Source organism: Orenia metallireducens, from assembly GCF_003001995.1.
In the GTDB taxonomy this organism is placed as follows: Bacteria; Bacillota; Halanaerobiia; order Halobacteroidales; family Halobacteroidaceae; genus Orenia; species Orenia metallireducens_B.
This window is the reverse complement of the sequence record NZ_PVNB01000022.1, coordinates 18363-37505: the sequence shown is the minus strand read 5'-3', so window position 1 is coordinate 37505 and position 19143 is coordinate 18363. Positions and strand designations below refer to the sequence as shown.

The 19143-nt window shown below is 33.7% G+C and carries 14 protein-coding genes and 7 tRNA genes; all 21 read right to left on the bottom strand.

What is annotated here, in order from left to right; genetic code table 11:
- Positions 1 to 66 precede the first annotated feature (66 nt).
- The 21 genes from BX659_RS13920 to BX659_RS13820 all read right to left on the bottom strand — a co-directional run bounded on the left by BX659_RS13920 (position 67) and on the right by BX659_RS13820 (position 18752).
- A complete protein-coding gene (locus BX659_RS13920; protein ID WP_097017660.1) occupies positions 67 to 702 on the bottom strand; it encodes a flavodoxin family protein in 636 nt (211 codons plus the stop codon).
- 149 nt (positions 703 to 851) lie between these two features.
- The gene (locus tag BX659_RS13915; protein ID WP_097017659.1) at positions 852 to 1370 is read right to left on the bottom strand and encodes a nitroreductase family protein; all 519 of its coding nucleotides are present in this window, start codon (positions 1368 to 1370) and stop codon (positions 852 to 854) included.
- A gap of 352 nt (positions 1371 to 1722) precedes the next feature.
- Positions 1723 to 2298 carry an HD domain-containing protein gene (locus BX659_RS13910; RefSeq protein ID WP_097017658.1) on the bottom strand — a complete coding sequence of 192 codons (576 nt, stop codon included), beginning with the start codon at positions 2296 to 2298 and terminating at the stop codon, positions 1723 to 1725.
- A gap of 211 nt (positions 2299 to 2509) precedes the next feature.
- Positions 2510 to 2585 (bottom strand) — tRNA-Val (locus BX659_RS13905).
- Between the two features lie 19 nt (positions 2586 to 2604).
- Positions 2605 to 2693 (bottom strand) — tRNA-Leu (locus BX659_RS13900).
- Positions 2694 to 2731: 38 nt separating this feature from the next.
- A tRNA-Cys gene (locus BX659_RS13895) sits at positions 2732 to 2806 on the bottom strand.
- Positions 2807 to 2895: 89 nt separating this feature from the next.
- A tRNA-Gly gene (locus tag BX659_RS13890) sits at positions 2896 to 2971 on the bottom strand.
- A 12-nt stretch (positions 2972 to 2983) separates the two neighbouring features.
- Positions 2984 to 3059, bottom strand: a tRNA-Phe gene (locus BX659_RS13885).
- Positions 3060 to 3173: 114 nt separating this feature from the next.
- Positions 3174 to 3250, bottom strand: a tRNA-Asp gene (locus tag BX659_RS13880).
- 94 nt (positions 3251 to 3344) lie between these two features.
- Positions 3345 to 3420 (bottom strand) — tRNA-Val (locus tag BX659_RS13875).
- Between the two features lie 131 nt (positions 3421 to 3551).
- The gene (locus BX659_RS13870; RefSeq protein ID WP_097017657.1) at positions 3552 to 4991 is read right to left on the bottom strand and encodes a PepSY1/2 domain-containing protein; all 1440 of its coding nucleotides are present in this window, start codon (positions 4989 to 4991) and stop codon (positions 3552 to 3554) included.
- An 11-nt stretch (positions 4992 to 5002) separates the two neighbouring features.
- Positions 5003 to 5479: a cell wall hydrolase gene (locus BX659_RS13865; protein WP_097017656.1), complete on the bottom strand. Its 477-nt coding sequence runs from the start codon at positions 5477 to 5479 to the stop codon at positions 5003 to 5005.
- Positions 5480 to 5548: 69 nt separating this feature from the next.
- Entirely contained in the window at positions 5549 to 5902 is a 354-nt protein-coding gene (locus BX659_RS13860; protein ID WP_097017655.1) for a hypothetical protein, read from the bottom strand.
- 291 nt (positions 5903 to 6193) lie between these two features.
- Complete coding sequence (locus tag BX659_RS13855) at positions 6194 to 6871, bottom strand: hypothetical protein (protein WP_097017654.1); 678 nt, start codon at positions 6869 to 6871, stop codon at positions 6194 to 6196.
- Positions 6872 to 7092: 221 nt separating this feature from the next.
- Positions 7093 to 8592: a glucose-6-phosphate dehydrogenase gene (zwf, locus tag BX659_RS13850; RefSeq protein ID WP_097017653.1), complete on the bottom strand. Its 1500-nt coding sequence runs from the start codon at positions 8590 to 8592 to the stop codon at positions 7093 to 7095.
- Positions 8558 to 9454, bottom strand: coding sequence for a phosphogluconate dehydrogenase (NAD(+)-dependent, decarboxylating) (gene gnd, locus BX659_RS13845; protein WP_097017652.1), 897 nt, complete (start codon positions 9452 to 9454; stop codon positions 8558 to 8560). The genes zwf and gnd overlap by 35 nt, the downstream gene beginning before the upstream one ends.
- Positions 9455 to 9679: 225 nt before the next feature.
- Positions 9680 to 12577 carry an alpha-amylase family glycosyl hydrolase gene (locus tag BX659_RS13840; protein ID WP_172431873.1) on the bottom strand — a complete coding sequence of 966 codons (2898 nt, stop codon included), beginning with the start codon at positions 12575 to 12577 and terminating at the stop codon, positions 9680 to 9682.
- A gap of 772 nt (positions 12578 to 13349) precedes the next feature.
- Positions 13350 to 14678: an FAD-dependent oxidoreductase gene (locus tag BX659_RS13835; protein ID WP_097017651.1), complete on the bottom strand. Its 1329-nt coding sequence runs from the start codon at positions 14676 to 14678 to the stop codon at positions 13350 to 13352.
- Between the two features lie 189 nt (positions 14679 to 14867).
- Complete coding sequence (locus BX659_RS13830) at positions 14868 to 16106, bottom strand: Ger(x)C family spore germination protein (protein WP_097017650.1); 1239 nt, start codon at positions 16104 to 16106, stop codon at positions 14868 to 14870.
- On the bottom strand, positions 16103 to 17191 hold the full coding sequence (locus BX659_RS13825) for a GerAB/ArcD/ProY family transporter (protein ID WP_097017649.1): 1089 nt from the start codon (positions 17189 to 17191) through the stop codon (positions 16103 to 16105). The genes BX659_RS13830 and BX659_RS13825 overlap by 4 nt, the downstream gene beginning before the upstream one ends.
- The gene (locus BX659_RS13820; protein ID WP_172431872.1) at positions 17184 to 18752 is read right to left on the bottom strand and encodes a spore germination protein; all 1569 of its coding nucleotides are present in this window, start codon (positions 18750 to 18752) and stop codon (positions 17184 to 17186) included. The genes BX659_RS13825 and BX659_RS13820 overlap by 8 nt, the downstream gene beginning before the upstream one ends.
- Between the last annotated feature and the right edge of the window lie 391 nt (positions 18753 to 19143).

Genomic DNA, 19143 nt, shown 5'->3' with positions numbered 1-19143 from the left:
TATATGTTATTTTTAGTACTTATATACTGCTAAAGGAAGTGGCTTTGATGATAATATCAATCATACTTATCTAATAAAGTTCATAAAGGTTTTTGATTCCCTTTCTGGTGCTGGAATTTTATCTTTTCCATTCTCAACTAACTTCATAAGCCAAGCCATATTCTTTCCAAGTACTCTCATAATCTGTACACCCTCTTTATCCTCTAAAGCTTGCCCAGGTCGTGTACCATGGGTAACATTCCAATAATTTGAGGTTGGCATTAACATTTCTGAGTAATTAATATAGTTGTTTAATTGATTAAAGGTCGGTAGCCCCCCTGATCGCCTTACCGCTACAATTGCTGCACCGACTTTATGCCTTAACATACTATCATTGACACCTATTACATAAAAAGCTCTATCCAAAAATGATTTCATAGTACCTGCAATTGCTGAATAATGTACTGGTGAGCCTAACAGCACCCCATCTGCCTCTTTCATCTTCTGAATCCACTGATTAACCTCATCATTTGGTAGTACACATCTTTCATCTTTATTTTTAGCACATTGATTACAGTGGATACAACCTCTAATTGTCTTATTACCTACCTGAATAATCTCTGTTTCTATTCCCTCTTGATTAAGCTCATCAGCAACTATTTTTAGTCCATGATAAGTGTTTCCTTCTTGATTAGGACTTCCATTAAAAGCTACTACTTTCATAAATTCTACCTCCATTTATATAGTTTTTATCTATAACTTAATTAAGCCATAGTTATAACTAAACTGATCAATGTCTTAATCCACATTAAAAATCTGAATATACCAAGTTATATTTTATCTTAAACCTCTGAATTTATCATAGCAAACCTTTAAAAGCTTTCATAGTAGACTGTCTCTTCTAAAGGATTTCTAGCTTGATCATGTCTATCTGAAGATGCCTCTTCTCCTTCTGCATAGCCTATAACTAGAATATTGATAGGTTCAATATTTTCTGGAATATTAAACTCTGCTCTTATAACTTCTGGGTCAAAGTAACAGACCCATACACTTCCAAGTCCAAGCTCTGTAGCTTGCAGCATCATATGGTCAGTAACTATACTGGCATCAATATCTGCAGTATCCATATTGTCAAAGGGTCTCTTCCAAGTCTTATCATGATCTGCACAGACTATAATAGCTAAGGGTGCACCAAATATTTTTGCTCCTTTTTTTAGTTTATTTAGCCCATCTTCTTGCTGTACTACAACAAGACGTTGAGGCTGACCATTTGTTGCTGTAGGAGCAACCCTACCTGCTTCCAATATTTTAAGTAACTTCTCCTCTTCAACCTTTTTAGAACTATACTTTCTTGCTGAATATCTCTTTTTAGCCAATTGTAAAAATTCCATAATTTTCATCCCCTTTATATTATCTTTTACTATATAAACTTATAATAAACTAAGTAAGATTAGTGTGTAAAACTAGTAACACATACTACTAGATTAACAAAAATTCTTAAATCTTATTCTATTTAAATCAAATAAATTATAACTGTAACTTTTTTTGTTACAATTTAATTAAAAAAATTTAATCTCTTCATAACCACCTAGCTTTAATTAGGTAAATAATGAAAATTTTACTCTATCAACACGGTATAATTATACAGATAATATTTGCTTTTGTCAATATATTAGAAAGTAAAAGCACACTCTTTTGCTAGAGCATGCTCACCTTTAACTATTAAAAATTAATAGTTATCCCTTATTCTTGAGAAAAGAGATATTTAACAGCTAACTTAAACTGCTCATACATCTTAATCCCCTTAAGTTGGACTAAACTTTCAACTAAGCTCTCATAATACCACTTCTGCTTCTCATAGCCTCTATTAAATATACTCCAAAGCTCATCACCAATCTCATCATAATCTCTAATCATACTTCTAATATTGGCTAATTTATCAGCACAAGCAATATACTTTATATCAATATCATTGATAGTTTTTAAATAATTAATTGTATGTTCTTTTCTTTCTTCCCACGGAGTATTATCTCTATCTTCTAACTTTTCTGAAGCACCTATAACCAGCTCAGCTATTCTATCATTAAAGATAGTTTTTAAGTCTTTCTCTGTTAACTCTGTATCTTCAAGGGTATCATGTAATAAAGCAGCAGCTATTACATCTTCTTCAATTCCATTTTCTTGAAGAATCATAGCTACTTCCACAGGATGAACAATATAAGGGACATCCTCTTCTTTGCCTTTTCTCATATCACCATAATGAGCTCTAGCTGCTACTTCTAAGGCTTTAGCTACCAATTTATTTGTATTTAATTCCATAATTATAATTAACCTCCTTATTCTAGAACTAGCTTATATTAAGCTTCTCTAATTTATTAATAGGACGTCATGTTTATTGTTAGTATGATTTATTAAATATATTTCATTAAAATAATTAATTCTCCTTTTATTATCTTTTTGTTTTTGTTCCTTATTATTATATTGTTACAAAAAAATAAAAAAAACACTCCTCTTTGAGTGTTGTAATAAATGGTGGGGATAAGCGGTCTCGAACCACTGACCTCTACGATGTCAACGTAACGCTCTCCCAACTGAGCTATATCCCCACAATATTAAATTAAAAAGTGGTACCGAGGGTCGGACTCGAACCGACACGGGAGTTAAATCCCACCGGATTTTAAGTCCGGTGCGTCTGCCTATTCCGCCACCTCGGCATAATACTTAGGCAAAATGTTTAATTAAATCATTTTAATGGAGGCGGCACCCAGATTTGAACTGGGGAGTAAAGGATTTGCAGTCCTCTGCCTTACCACTTGGCTATGCCGCCATACTTTTTTGAAAAAACAGTTAAAGATGCGACGGTCTCGATGACCTAGCATCGAAAACTACCTTGCGTATTTAAACCAAGGTTTTCGATGGAGCGAAAGACGAGACTCGAACTCGCGACCTTCTCGTTGGCAACGAGATGCTCTACCAACTGAGCTACTTTCGCATAGTATTGAAATGGTGGCAAAACCCGGACTTGAACCGGGGACACGAGGATTTTCAATCCTCTGCTCTACCGACTGAGCTATTTCGCCATAAGTTCAAATAATAAATAATAATGAACAATGAATAATCAAACATAAATTCTTTTTATAATTTTATCTTCTAAATTATTATTTGTTCTTTATTAGTTATTCTTTACATTAAAATGGCGAGGATGACGAGACTCGAACTCGCGACCTCCGGCGTGACAGGCCGGCGTGGTAACCAACTCCACCACATCCCCGTATTGTTAGCTTTTTGCTTCTAGCTGTTGGCCTCTGGCTAAATCTTTAAAATCTGACTAGAAGCTAATAGCCAGTAGCTAATGGCTAAATAAATGGTGGGCGAAACAGGACTTGAACCTGTGACCCCCTGCTTGTAAGGCAGGTGCTCTCCCAACTGAGCTATTCGCCCTTAACACAAATATTATTATATACAATCTCAATAGTTACGTCAAGAAGTTTTTTAGAAAAAGAAATGGAAATTTAAGCCTAAAATTAATGTTGTAAACATCAGCTAATCTTAGGCTTAAATTAAAGATTAATTTACTTTACATTCTTATAAAAATCATCATCAACACCATGTACTACCTCTTCTTTACCTGTTATAGCATTGATATGAACTCTATAATTGGCATCTCCTTGTCCATCCCCTATTTCACCAATGAACTCATAGCATAATACCTCTTTTCCACCACCATGAGTATCTATAACTAATCTTTCATGGGTTATATTCAGGTTAGAACTTATCTTCTTTTTAGCTTCTTCCATACTGAATTTAGGTATTAGCATACTCTCTGGTCTATCTTTATGGTGTAATAGATACTCGATACCATTAAAACCTATTACTTCACCATTATCCATTGCTACCTCTGTACTTACTGAATCTGGAGTAATAATTACACCATATTGTCCAGCCTTCTGCACAGGAGCAAGTACAATCATAGCAATATCATTGAAAGGTTTACTTGAGACAACCTCCATATGCTCATATCCATTCTTCTTTAAAAACTCTGCAGCTTTGGCTTCAGCTTGCTCTTCAGTTATCTTCTTGCCCTTAGTTGCACGACTATTTAACAAAGAGATTACCTGTCCACCCTTTTTACTGACATCAATATAAACTTTTTCATTCTTATTATTCTTATTTGTTGCTTGAATTGAATGGGCTGGCAAATGGGTTTCAATAGTTCTACCATTAACCTTAAGCTGTTCTTTATCTATAATATTATACTTGTACTGTTCCGGATTATTAATGAATCTCTTAGCTGTTTGAATTGCTTGTTTTTGATTTACTGTCTTACCTTGAACCTCTGTTAAAGCTAAGGTAATATCTCTATCATTTAATTCAATTCCCCCATCTGGGAAGATCGCTTCTAATTCTTTTTGAATTTCATCTAACTTCAAACTCTTATCCAACTCTACTAAACCAGCTAAAGGACTGGCAGAATATTGTTGGTCAGCATCTGAGTCCATCTTAACTCTCTTTTTGTCATACCATTTAAAGTTCTTCTGTAGCATCTTATCATGGATACCCTCTAAATTCTTATTTGCCACCATAACATTTTTATAAAAAGAGTTTAACATCTTCTTATCTTTATCACTTAATCCACCATCAACAACCTTTTTGTCCAAGTGATTTGTATATTGCAAGATCCTATGTAGCATGGATTTGGTATTGTCCAAAGAGCTATCACTAAGAGGAAGTTGTCCAATATCTTCTTGTGCCGAATAGGCTGAGCGCCAGATATTAGATAGATTTACAGATAGGTTGTCAGCAGCTTGAGCTACCATGACTGTACCTAGCTCTGATTCCAAAGCATCTATATGATGATTTAGACCTTGAAAAGCATTCTCATACCTATTATTTAATTCACTCTCTAAATCCTTTTGAACATTCTGCATTGCACCATATTGATTATATCCCCAATATCCTACTGCGGCTAAAGCAAATACCAACATCACTATACCTATTGTTTTAAAATCCAAATTTATCACTCCTATTTAGCAAAGATATGCTTACCTATTGTTCTTACAGTCTTACGAGAGAAAATCCAATTAGTTTCTACTTTTGCTGCATTGTAATAATAAACACAACCATAAGTTGGATCCCAACCACGATAGGCCGCTAAGGTAGCTTTTACAATCTGATCGCTTGGAGTCTCTTCCCAAATATGGCCTCTAGCTACTGCTGTAAATGCCCAAGGCTGATAAATTACCCCTGATAGAGTGTTAGGGAATCTAGAATCACGAATGCGATTCATAATCACCGCGCCTACTGCAACTTGACCAATATATGGCTCTCCTCGGGCTTCTGCATCAAGAGTTCTAGCAAATAACTGCATTTCAGGAGATAGACTTTGAAAGCTTGATGCCGCCTCACTTTCTTCAATATTAGCTTCAGGTTGAGCATAATAAAAGAATACACCTGTACCAATTAATAACATAACGACTAAAAATACTGCTAACTTCTTCATTTTTACCTCCTTTATTAGTTTCTTTTCTCTATTATATTTTGCTTTTAGTCTATCAAATATTCAAAAAAGTTATTCATTTGAATTGATACTTCTTCGTGGTATTTCAGGTGGTTTTGGTAATTGATCTTGATCATCTTCACCCTCATGAGGAGGTCTTTGTGGAGAAGAAACAACTGTAATACTATTTAATAATATCTCAATTTCCTCCATGTCCTCACCTTTTTTTATCTTCTTTCTCAACTCAGCCCTTGGAACAATAATTGTAACTTCATGGGGTTTATCATAAGCAAAGCATCTCTCTAAAAATATCTCTAACCCATCTAAATTTAGCTTGGTTACATCCTTATTCCTACAATGGCACTCTCGCTTAAATAAACTAGCTATCTTGCTTTTTATCTTTTTAGCCCAAGAAAAAAATCCCATAATCCACCTCCTTTAGATAGTCTATTCAGCTAAAGGTTAGGTGGTGAATTATGGAAAGTAAGATTAACTTATATTTTTATATGAAATGAGGCTTAATGGGTATATTGCGACATTTTTACTTTGGTAGTTAGGGGTTAGGTGGTTAGGTAGTTGGATTTTCCTAACCCCTGCCTGCCTACCTACCTCCTAAATACCACTTTTTCTCTGTATTATATCAATTGCTTTATTAGCATAAGCTATTTACCTTACCCATAAAAAAAGAGCAGGCTCAGCCTGCTCTTTTCAATATTATTAAAATTTAAGTGCCAGATTAATCCCCGCTCGTAATCCATCTACTCCAATAGTATTATCTTCTTGACTTTCAACCAGTTTATTTTGATTCCAATCATATACTCTCTTTACATCAATGTCTGCTTTTCTATAACCGAAACTTCCAATTAAAGCAAGATGGTCATTAACTGGATAATCAACTTGGGCTTCTAATAAGTATCCCAATCCATCTCCATCTACAACAGCTTCATTAAAAGCTCCATTCTCCCAAGAATTATCCTCACTATATTTTTCCACAAAGTTATGCTTGCTGATACCAAGATTTAATCTAATCTCATCACTTAATTTATAGGATAGTTTACCATAGTATCCGTCTAAATCATATTTAGATAGATAATCGCTTCTACTGCTATCTGCATAGGTTTCAAAGGAAGACCAAGAAGAACTTGCTCTATCTATCCCACCTCCTATTCCCCATTTATTACCTAGCCAAACTAGCCCTTCTAAATAAAAACCAGTACCATTATTTAAGGATTCTCTTACCCAATAATCATCATTTAACTTGCCACTGTCAATGTCAGAGTAAACAAAGTTATTGTATGTAACTCCTCCATTGAACTCTATCCTTTCTTCTGCCATTACTATAGAATTTGAAAAGAAGATCAATCCAATGACCACTAATAATATCTGCTTCTTCATCAAATCATCCTTCCACTGCTAATTTTTTTGCTGTATATATTGGTAAAAATAATCTATTAAAGCTAATATTAATTAATGTATAAGATTGTTTATAAAAGAAAGGCTACTATAATTATATCAATTATATCTGTGGAATTAAATAGAACTTAATGGAATTTGAATAATATTTATAACAATTATATGCAATTATCATGTTCAATCTAGACGCTATATCTATATAACTATTCCCACCATTTGCGATTATCTCTCTTCAGAAGTTCCTCAACCTCCTTTGGTCCATTACTACCTGCAGGATAGCTTGGTAATTGTGATTTACTTTCTGACCAAGCTTGAGCTATCTGGTCAACAAATCTCCAAGAGTACTCTACTTCATCCCAATGGGTAAATAGAGTCTGGTCTCCAATGATTACACTATGTATTAATCTTTCATAGGCTTCGGGAGAATTAAAACCAACCTGACAGTTTTGGCAGAAGTCCATCTTGACTGGAACAATCTTTGCTTTAGTACCTGGCTTTTTAGCATTGAATTCAAAGCTAATCCCTTCCTCAGGTTGAATCTTGATTACTAGAAGATTAGGACTTAAATCATTGAATTCTTTATGATAAGAAGGGTGAAAAGAAGATTTAAATTCAATAATCACCTTGGTTACTTTATTAGGCAACCTCTTTCCTGTTTTGATATAAAAAGGCACACCAGACCAGCGAAGATTATCTACAAATAATTTCAGAGCTACAAAGGTCTCTGTGCTAGAATCATCAGCAACATTTCTTTCATTCCAATATGCAGTTACCTCCTCACCATCTATCTTCCCTACATCATATTGACCTCTTATCACATAACTGTCAATCTGCTCAATATCTAAATCAGCTAATGATTTTAAAACCTTTATCTTTTCAGCCCTAATTGACTCTGTACTCATATCTGCTGGAGCTTCCATTGCAGTTAGGGCTAAAATCTGTAACATGTGATTTTGTACCATATCTCGCAGTGCTCCAGACTTCTCATAGTATCCACCTCGCTGGCCTACTCCAACCTTCTCATTAGAGATAATCTGTATATTATCTATATACTTGTTATCCCAGACAGCTTCAAAAACTAAATTGGCAAAGCGAATCATCATCATGCTCTGTAACATCTCTTTACCTAAGTAATGATCAATCCGATAGATATTCTCTTCTGGAAATACACCGGTTATTTGTTGATTCAATTCAGTTGCCGATTTAAGATCATAGCCAAAGGGCTTTTCAATAACTACCTTAGGCCAAGATGGCTTAGAGAAATCAAGCAACTTATACTTCTCTAGAGAACTTACAATAGTTCCAAAAAAGCGTGGAGGCATTGCTAAATAAAAGATTCTTCTAGCTTTACTTTGAGATTTCTCATCTAAAATCTTCTTTAAATTCTGATATCCACCTTCATTTAAGATATCAAAGGACTTATAATAGATCTTTTTCTGTAAAGCATTCCATATATCTTCTTTTATCTCTTTTTTAACAAATTTGTGTAATGACTGATATAAACTTGCTAAATACTCTTCTCGATTATCAATAGACCTACCAGTAGCCACTATAGAAAATTCTTCAGGTAGTAACCCTTGGTCTAGCAGATTATAAAAAGCTGGAATCAACTTACGGTGAGTCAGATCTCCTGTGCCACCAAAAATTATAAACTGGCAGGATTCTAATTTATCTCTTTTCAACCTTATGACCTCCAAATTCATTTCTTAATGCTGCTATCACCTTCCCTGAAAAGGTATCCTCTTGTTGAGAACGATATCTGACAAAAAGGGAGTTAGCAATTACAGGAACTGGCACCTTAAGCTTAAGAGCTTCTTCCACTGTCCATAACCCTTCCCCAGAAGAGTTAACCACACCTTTTATCTCTTCTAAGTTTGGATCTTTACTAAAGGCACTCTCAGTCAACTCCATCAACCAACTTCTAATTACAGAGCCATGATTCCAAACCCTTGCAATCTCTTTATAATCTAAATCAAAATCACTGGCCTCAAGAATCTCAAAGCCCTCTCCAATAGCTTGTAAGATACCATACTCAATGCCATTATGAACCATCTTAGTAAAATGTCCACTGCCTGTTGGACCTGTATGTAAGTAGCCTTTTTCTACATTTACACCTTTAAATACCTCTTCTAAATAAGCAAAGACATCATTCTCTGCCCCTATCATCATACAGGCTCCATGTCTAGCACCTTCAACACCTCCACTGGTTCCAGCATCGACTAAATGGATTCCTTTTTGATTAAGGTATTCATTTCTTCTTAAAGTATTATTAAAATTTGAGTTCCCACCATCTATAATAATATCATCTTCGGCTAATAATGGTACTAATTTCTTAATTGTATCATCTACTGGATCACCAGCAGGTATCATCATCCAGATAGCCCTTCTTCTTGAAAGACTTTCTATTAATTCTTCTAAACTATTAGCACATTCAATTCCTTCCTTCCTAGCTATCTCTAAACCTTCAGAGCTCATATCATAGCCTATCACTTGATGGCCATGGTCTAATAAGTTTAATGCCAGATTCTTCCCCATCTTTCCTAAACCAATAATCCCTATTTGCATATTATCATCCCCCTCTAAACTGTGGTTGAACAAAATAACCTTCTTATATATAGTTTAATATATCCTTATTATTTATACCTCTAAACTATTAAGGGTAGAAGTAACTATATTATAGAAATAACTGTACTGATTCTTGTTATCATCATTACGATAAAAGAAAAAATTTTCCTGCATAAAACCAATAAAAAGACCCCTGGAATCTTCCAAGGGCCAAAAATTCATAGTTTATTCTACTGTAATAATATTGGTACCATCAACTTGCTCTGCATTAGGATCAAGTTCAGTCTTTAGTTCAATCAACTGATACTGATATTGCCCAGGCTCTAACCAGAGGCTAGCCTCATATCTACCTGTATTAGCATCCTCTCTTAAAATAGTCTCATAAAATCTCCAATCATTCATATCCCCTATTAGCATCACACCATCAATAGCTTGGTCTGGATTATAGCTAAAAGTATGTCCTCCAATTGTAACGATACTATTTCGATTACCGTCATTACTGTATTTATTAGCTTTGGGGTCAGAAATCCAACGCTCCCCACCATTAATGACAAATTTGTATTGGTATTCTCCAGGTGATAATTTTATAGTTACCTCACAAATTCCATCACCATCTCTGTCAGTCATTTCAGTAGCATGGGGATTCCAGCCATTAAATTCTCCTGCCAAACTCACTCTAGCATCTTCATCAACATCCTCTGGCAAATCAAAGCTAAAGGTATGATCGATAGTCTCTTTACCATCACTCTTATTGATTTGAATCTGGTTCTTCTGACCATCAGAGCTAAGTGGTATATTCGGTTCTACAGTTTCAGTCTCTGTAACGAATTGATACTTATAGTTACCTGGGATCAAGTTCAATTCAACCTCATAGCTTCCATCATTGTCTTTATTCTCCATCTCAATTCCATCTTTAATCTTCCAGCTAGCTATATCTCCTAGCAATAGCACTTTATCTACATTAGATTCTGCTTGATAGCTAAATACAACTTTTTTAACATTAAATAGCTCGCTTCCTGTAGCTTTACTCTTTAAAATTACCGTTCCATAAGCAGGCACTTCTAAGATATCTGAAGCATTATAAGTAGTAGCTGTCAGTAGCTCATAGGCAGCGGCATTTATCTCAATCTTTTGTAGTGAATTACTTAAATTATGAAGAACAAAAAAGTCATAATCATTTTGAGGTGATTCTACCTTATAGATATAATTTGGACCACTAATATCTAGCTTAGTATAGTTTGCACTAGAGAAGAAGGCTGGATTAGCTTTTCTAACTCTAATTAATCTCTTATAATGTTCAAATAGACTTCCTGCTACACCTTCCTGCTCCTCTAAGGAGATTCCATCATTGGCTTTAGTATAAGCCATTGGATGGTAAAAACCCCCTTTATCCATTGTAGTCATACCCTTACCTTTGGCATCACTATACCAATCAAAGGGCTCTCTAATGTTATCATCAGGCTTAGCCCCTATTTGTCCTATCTCTTCACCATAATAGATAAATGGTGTTCCTGGTAAGGTCAACAATAAAGAAGCTGCCAATTTCATCTTATCCTCACTAGCAGATAACTCTGCTGCTACTCTATTTTGATCATGATTCCTTAAGAAGGTAGCATCGATGAACCTATCAGAGTAGCTACTATATTTGGCATGAATCTCTTTTAACTCTTTAATAATATCAACATTTTCTCCATTTGCAACCTCTATCATTCTATCTGCTAAACTGAAGTTAAAAGAAGCATCTAAATCTTCAAAGAAACGTGCCATCTTATCGGTTTCAGCCCAGTTTTCCCCTACTAAGAAGGCATTAGGATTGACCTCTTTTACAGCTGTATTGAACTCCTGCCACCAATTGTGGGTTACATCACTATCTTTATCATCAATATGCTTAGCTGCATCTAACCTAAATCCATCTACTCCATCGGAGAAGTCCCCATCATTATTTGGGTCTAGCCAGAATCTAGCTATCTGTTTCATCTCTGCTCTAACCTCTGGATTGGAGAAATTCAAATCAGGCATCTGATCCCAAAAATCAGCATAATAGGCTTTTTTAGTAGAACTCTGATACCAGACCCTCTGCCCCCAAGGTCCTCGCTCATTTACATCATCAAATTCATCTTGCCAGACATAATAATCCCTATACTGACTCCCATCTTCATAGGCTGAACTTTCAAACCATGGATTCCTACTAGAAGTATGATTTACTACCAAGTCCATAATTACCTTAATACCATTCTCATGAGCAGTCTGCAAAAACTCTTGAAACTCTTCTAAAGTTCCATAATCAGGATTGGTATCATAATAATCAACTACATCATAGCCATGATAGCTTGGGCTATCATTGATTGGCATCAACCATAATGCATCTACTCCTAGTTCTTTAAGATAAGGTAGCTTTTCTTTTAATCCTACAAAATCTCCAATCTGGTCTCCATTACCATCATAAAAACTCCTGACAAAGACTTCATAGAAGATAGACTCTCTAGGCCACTTAGCAGGAGACCAGTTATTTGTAGCGCTCATCTTCTTAAAAGATGAAACTTCAGTTGAAATAGTATTCTCACCATTTATAGCCTCTATCTTATAATAATAAGTCTGGTTAGGTGTAAGCCCTTCCAGCTTAAGACCTTGATTATCATAATTTATATTACTTTTAACCTTAACTAAGCTATCACTACTCTCTCCTAGATAAAGATTAACCCTATTAGCTGGATTGGTCTTAAATAAGAGTTTGAGTACATTGTCATCAATATCAATATAGTATTTAGCATCAACTATGACCATCTCATCTTTGTCTAACTCTGTTCTAGTTAACTTAACAGTTAATTTTGTGCTTAAATCTGTTAACTTTAACTTCTCCTTCTCACTATCATACCCTGCTTTAGATATTATAGCTTTTAACTTTGACTGTCTAATCCCATCAAAAACTACTAGACCTTGATCACCAGTCTTAGCAGTAGCTATCCCTTCTAGACTGACATCAGCATTAGCTACTTCTTCTCCAGCTTCATCAACTACCTTGATAACTATTTTAGCTGGATTTTGAAGTGATTCTTCTTGATTACATGCTGAAAAGAGTAGAGCAACTACTAGTAATAAATAACATAAAATTCTTTTCTTCATTAATATAACCTCCTTGAGCCATTTTAAGTAAATTTCATAATAGATAGCCTTATAGGTTCTTATACAAGTTAGTCTATTTTAATAGCTTATAAAACTTACTCATTAATATATAAAATCCAACAAAAGTAACTACTATCTTACTCTTATTAAATTTATATCAGTATCTATCTAAGAAGATATTGTGAAAACGTTTTCTGAAATAATATAGCAATCCTTTGCTAGTCTTAATATTCTACTCTATGATTTGATTATCCTTTCTTTCGTCTATGAAAATTTTTTCAGTTTAATATTTTCTAATAATGGAAATGACGGTTAATAGGTATATTGCAACACTGTTCACTTTTTAAAAGTGAACAAAATTATTAAAATATTTTTCGGGAAAGATTATCAGCTTTTTCCCGAGTGACTTTTAGCATTGACCTAAAAGTCACCAAACCTACAGGTTCACAGAACCTTCCGTGGCAAAACAGCCCGGTCTAGAAGAAAATTAAACTCTCTCTAGTTAAGATTTTGATTAAATTTAAATTTTAATTCAATTTTTGCTTCGTTCAAATAATAATTTTCTTCAGTATAAAAATCTTTAAAGCCCTTTAACTATCAACCGTCAACTGTGCACTGTCAACTAAGATACGAAAGTGTCTTAATATCTCTATATTACATCAGCTCACCAGTAAAAACTATTAAATTAAAAAAAGAGCACCCCTTTAAAGGAATGCTCAAAGTTTAATAATTTAATTTTATTAAAAGCTACATCAACCTCTAAGTCAGCAAATTACTCAGCATTCAATCCTGCTAAGTTAAGTAGGTTCCATGGCTTATTGAAGTGAGGCTGGAAGAAGAAGTCAACAAAGGCTAACTCATCTATAGTCATCTTATTTTGAATTACCACTGACATTGTATTGATAGATTGAGTTAAATCTGTCTCTGACATCAGCTGAGCTCCTACAATTCTTTTAGAATCTTTCTCATAGACAACCTTTAAGATGGCCTCATCATATGTAGGCATAAATTCAGGGCGATAATTATCTGTAACCGTTACTGTTTCTACTTCAAGCCCTGCCTCTTTAGCTGAAAGCTCTGTTAGCCCTGTAGCGGCAATATTGTGATTATATATCTTAATACCTGAAGTACCTTGAGTTCCCATATACTTTGTTCTCTCTTCTACCAAGTTTCTAGCAACTAATGTTCCCATCCGGACTGCATTTGTAGCTAATGGAATATAGCGATACTCCTCTGTAGGGTTATATCTAACAGCACAACAGTCCCCTGCTGCAAATACATCTTCTTTGCTAGTACGCATGTAGTTATCAACTATAATTGCACCATCATCTAACATATCAATCTGCCCTTTAAATAACTCTGTATTTGGTTTAAAACCAATACACATAATTACTAAATCAGCTTCATATTCTCCTTTATCTGTAACTACCTTTGAAACCTTACCTTCACTACCTTCAAATTTATTAACAGTTTCACCCAAGGCTAAGGTAACTCCGTGCTCTCTAAAGGACTGTTCAGCAACATCAGTATACTCTTGGTCTAAATACTTATTTAAAATTCGATCCTCCATATCTATTAAGGTCACATTCTTACCATTTCGTTCAAAGGATTCTACTAATTCAACACCTATATATCCAGCACCTACTACCACTATATTCTTAGTATTTTTGGCCTTTTCAATAATATCATTTGCATGATAGAAGTTCTTAGATAAGACTATATTGTCCAGATCTATACCTTCTAATTTAGGAATAATTGGCCAAGACCCTGTTGTGATAATCAGTTTATCAAAACCATCCTCAAACTCTTCTCCACTATCCAAATCCTTAACCTTAAGTTGCTTATTATCTATATCCACATTCAGTACATCATGACCCATCTTTGTCTTAACTCCCAAATTAGCTAACTCCTCTGGAGAGGAATAAAATAGTCCTTCTACATCTTTTACTATACCACCAACATATAATGCTATTCCACAAGATAGAAATGAGATATTATCATTTCTTTCATAAACGGTTATCTCTGCTTGTGGGTATAACTTAGCTGCATTGACTATCGCAGCAGTACCTGCATGGGTACACCCTATAACTGCTATCTTCATTAATAACCCTCCTTTAAATAATAGGAATTACTACTATTAATATTATATAGTATATTATCCGTACCTGCAATTATTTTAAGAAATGGAATTGATTATAATTTAATTTGCTTTTGTTCATCCTTTACTATTCAAAATATTCTAAAGTTCATAATTATAAAAAACATATTATTTAATATCTAAAACCTATAATTACTTTACAGTTCCAATATACTCTAACTCAACATCTACATCAACTACAATATCCAAATTTCTAAAGACTTCATACCAATCATCTTCTACCTGCTCCCAAGTCTTTGGTGCAAATTTTTGTAAGATAACCTTAAAATGAAATATATCAGCTCCTAACTCCTGTTGAACATATTTAATTGTTTCTTTAATATTACTTTCAATTTCATCCTTTGCTCCTTGCTCTATATTTTTTATAAAATCTTGCTTTAAAGCATCTTTATAACGAGTTTCTGATTCTTCAGCTAAGTTAATTACAGCCTTAGATTTAATTAATATTTTAACATTATCACCATCTACAATTGGTCTTAGCTTTGTCTTTACTTTTTTTAGCTCTAAGGTTAGTAAAATATTAGGATTATGACGTGCTTTGATTACAATAACTCCACCCTTAATTGCATCTCTAATCCATTTAGCATAAATAGTCTGAATTCCACTTAATCTTCCTACCATCTTGTCTCCTTTAAAAGCTGCTGCTCCTATTATCTTAATCTCATCACTGGTAGAAATAACTATTGGCAAGCCAAAATCCACCTGTCCATGTAGACTCTCTGCAACCTCTCCCAAATCTGTAATATGAGGCATTCTAGAGGTTTTAGTAGCATTTCGAGGAAGATCTGCTAAGTACATAGCAGCATAGTCATCTATTCTTGGTGTAACATCTAAGATCTTATGTGCCTCTTCAGATGTAACAAAAACTTTAGTCCTTCTTCTCATTTCAGGATCCCGTAGAATCATATCTAAAGGAGGTATAATTCCCTCTCTAGCAACTTTTTCATTAATAATAATAACTTTTAGATGTTCATAGAAGGGAGCATAATTTAATCTAGTAGAAAATTCTCGATTTGCTTCAAAAAAAGAATTACCTAATAAAGTTAAATCCCATGATCTAGAGCTTTCTGCCCCTCCCCCTCCTCCTCCTCCACCGATAGGCTTAACTTGCGCCTTGGGCAGAATCGGAATTTGAATAGTATAGGCATATCTAGGCTCTCCTTGTTGTAATTCCATCCTTTCTAATTTTTTCTCCTCTTGATAGGATTGGTCATTTTCATAGCCCTTAGGAAGTGGCTTAGGCTTATCTATAGCTATTCCTAAAACATATCCTCTATTTTCAATCTCTTTATAATCCCAGCATCCTATCATGATAATTATAAATAATAAAGATAGAAATAGCTTAGAGTATCTACTTAATAAAAATTTCATTTTAAATTTTTCCTCCTTTCCTTAAAAAATTCAATCATTGCTGTTAAAGGAACTATTAAAAATATTAATAACTGTCCCAAATCTTCATTCCAACCGATAAGATAAAATACTTCTGAAATATTATCAGGATATAAAGCTAGCACTAAAAATAACGGAACTTGACTGAAAATAATAACTCTATCCTTTTTTGTATTAAAAAATGCCTTTAAATTAAGGGTAGAAGCTAGGTAAAATAATAATAAAGTACTAAAGGTAATAGGAATCCAGGCTGCCATATATAAACTTTCAGCCCTCTCTAGAATATTGCTTTCTAGCATTATTGATTTAGATAAAGTGATAGTGGGAAAGATTAAATACTTGATTTCAGTACTACCAAAGGCCATAATACACAGCAATAAAATTATAGTATATACAGCTACACTGATGCTAACACTAATTGCTATCCATTTTTTCATCTTTTTAAAATTTTTAAAATAAGGTAGCACATAGCCAATAATTCCTACTGTTAAAAAAGGATCTGCCATCTCACGAGCACCCTGTAAGATTGGTTTAACTCCCCCATAAAAGAAAGGTCTTAAATGAATAAATTTAACATTCTTTAAAGACAAGAAAACCAAAAGTAAGATAAAAGCTAATATCAGTGGCAATAGCATATCTAAAATAATACTAATTGTTCTAACTCCTTTTAATAAGCAATATAGACAGGCTAATATCATAATAGTTATTATAAATATTATTGGTGTTGTATCCAATAGAAAGATTCGGATACCATCGGTAAAAAGTCTGATTCCCAAACTAAAAGAGATTATAGTATAAATAGCAATTCCAAGGATGATAATTTTACCAAAAAACTTTCCATATACTTTTTCACAAATCTGAGAAAAAGTAAGACTTTTATATCTAAGTCCTAACCAATAAAATAAATAACCTATTAATAAAGCATATCCCCCCATAATTAATACTGATATCCAACTATCATTCTCTGCATACTCTACAATAGCCCTTGGTATACTTAAAAGCCTAATACTGATCATTCCATGGATAATAAAGGAACAGATATTGATACTCTCTAACTCTCTACTCATCAACTATCATCCTAGCCTTTTCGATATCTTGTTTTTTAGTATCTTCCACATTTAATATCTCAGGTCGTTGGGTCATCCAACCCTGTGGTACTTTAATAATAGTATCTTTTAAATGCTCTAGCTTATAAGGAGAAAAATCACCAAGATATCTTACCCCAAAACTCTCTATGGAAGCAAGATGAATTAATATAAAGATCCAACCCATAAAGATACCATATAACCCTGCTAAACCTCCCATAATTATTAAAGGAAATCTGATTAACCTATTACTTAGGGTAAAGCTATACACAGGAATTACAAAAGAGGTTAAAGCAGTTAATGAGACTACAATAATAATTAAAGGACTAACGATTCCTGCCTGTACAGCCGCTTGACCAATTACCAAACCTCCTACAATACTCACTGCTTGTCCAATAGGTCTAGGTAATCTGATACTCGCTTCTGTTAAGATCTCTAAGGTAAACTCCATGATTAAAACCTCTACAATAGTAGGAAAAGGCAATCCCATTCTACTTTCTGTAATTGTTAGAACTAAAGGAGTTGGTATCATTCCAGGATGATACGCTGTTAAAGCTAGATAAAGAGCAGGAAGAGTCGTTGTTAAAACATAACTGATATATCTGACAACCCGCATAGCAGAACTAGTAATACTTCTTTCATAGTAATCATCAGGACTATTTAGAAAGGTAGCAAAGGTTACTGGTGCAATTAAGACAAAGGGAGTCCCATCTACAATAATAGTAATCCTTCCTTCTAATATACTACCTACAGTCTTATCAACTCTTTCTGTTGACATAATCTGAGGAAATATGCTCCATTTATGATTCTCAATTAATTGTTCTATTTGAGAACTACCTACTATACCATCAGTATCGATCTCTTCAATCCTATTTCTGACCTCACCAACTAATTCATGATTAATCACACCTTTAAGATAGACAAGAGCTATATTTGTCCTTGTTTTACGACCTACTTCTAATAATTCTACTGCTAATTTAGGGGTTTTGATTCTTTTTCTAATCAAAGATATATTGGTTTTGATTGATTCTATAAAACCTTCCCGGGAACCTCCAATAGTCTCTTCAGACGCAGGAGATTCTATACTCCTTGCCTCCCATCCTGTTGTCCCAATCATCAGAGCCTGCTTATACCCTTCAATAAATAACAAGGTATTGCCTGATAATAAAGAACGTGTCAATTGTTGAAAACCCTTACTTATTTCTACTTCTAAAGTGGTTATTAGCTTTTCCTTGATTTTTTCTAAATTAATTGTAATATCTCCCTTATTATCTTCTAGTTGTAGAGGAGTTAATATATGATCAGCAATTAAATCTCTTTCCACCATTCCATCGATGCATACCAATAATAAAGAAGTATTGCTATTTTCTAAATAAATCTTTCTATAGATTAAATCATCACTTTTTGAAAATATCTTCTCTAAGGAGTTCTTATTCTTATGTAGAGATTTAGATATAGCGATTACTTTAGCAGATACTATATCATCTATCTTCTGCTCTTTATTTTTAATTCCAAATATATTTTTTAATTTATCTAATATCATTATTGAAAAATCCTCCATTTAATATATTATCAATTAAATATAGCCTGTTATCTTGGTTAATTTTCAATATAAATAGTGTCTTTTTATGAGTATATTGCGACACTTTTTGAGTTTAAGTATAAGATTAAGTATAAGTCTAAGGATAGTTTAAGCAGTGTTTTTATGATTTACTCAAACTTAATCTTAGCCTTATACTTAGTTGCAAAGTGTCGTAATATTTCTATACTGTATCAGTTTTTCTATTATCACAAGATGTAAATATACTAGTTAGTATTTAGATCATACCACTATTATTTACATATCTAAGATAATTATTATCTATAAAAATGCATAGCTAAAAATAAAGACTTATTCTTCATCTCTAACTAATATTCTGTAAAAATTGCCTCTA

Bases quoted from the DNA above. Each gene is read 5' to 3' on its own strand.
- BX659_RS13920 (WP_097017660.1), bottom strand. From the start codon at position 702: ATGAAAGTAGTAGCTTTTAATGGAAGTCCTAATCAAGAAGGAAACACT.
- BX659_RS13915 (WP_097017659.1), bottom strand. From the start codon at position 1,370: ATGGAATTTTTACAATTGGCTAAAAAGAGATATTCAGCAAGAAAGTAT.
- BX659_RS13910 (WP_097017658.1), bottom strand. From the start codon at position 2,298: ATGGAATTAAATACAAATAAATTGGTAGCTAAAGCCTTAGAAGTAGCA.
- BX659_RS13865 (WP_097017656.1), bottom strand. From the start codon at position 5,479: ATGAAGAAGTTAGCAGTATTTTTAGTCGTTATGTTATTAATTGGTACA.
- BX659_RS13860 (WP_097017655.1), bottom strand. From the start codon at position 5,902: ATGGGATTTTTTTCTTGGGCTAAAAAGATAAAAAGCAAGATAGCTAGT.
- BX659_RS13855 (WP_097017654.1), bottom strand. From the start codon at position 6,871: ATGAAGAAGCAGATATTATTAGTGGTCATTGGATTGATCTTCTTTTCA.
- zwf (WP_097017653.1), bottom strand. From the start codon at position 8,592: ATGAATTTGGAGGTCATAAGGTTGAAAAGAGATAAATTAGAATCCTGC.
- gnd (WP_097017652.1), bottom strand. From the start codon at position 9,454: ATGCAAATAGGGATTATTGGTTTAGGAAAGATGGGGAAGAATCTGGCA.
- BX659_RS13840 (WP_172431873.1), bottom strand. From the start codon at position 12,577: ATGAAGAAAAGAATTTTATGTTATTTATTACTAGTAGTTGCTCTACTC.
- BX659_RS13835 (WP_097017651.1), bottom strand. From the start codon at position 14,678: ATGAAGATAGCAGTTATAGGGTGTACCCATGCAGGTACTGCTGCGATA.
- BX659_RS13830 (WP_097017650.1), bottom strand. From the start codon at position 16,106: ATGAAATTTTTATTAAGTAGATACTCTAAGCTATTTCTATCTTTATTA.
- BX659_RS13825 (WP_097017649.1), bottom strand. From the start codon at position 17,191: ATGAGTAGAGAGTTAGAGAGTATCAATATCTGTTCCTTTATTATCCAT.
- BX659_RS13820 (WP_172431872.1), bottom strand. From the start codon at position 18,752: ATGATATTAGATAAATTAAAAAATATATTTGGAATTAAAAATAAAGAG.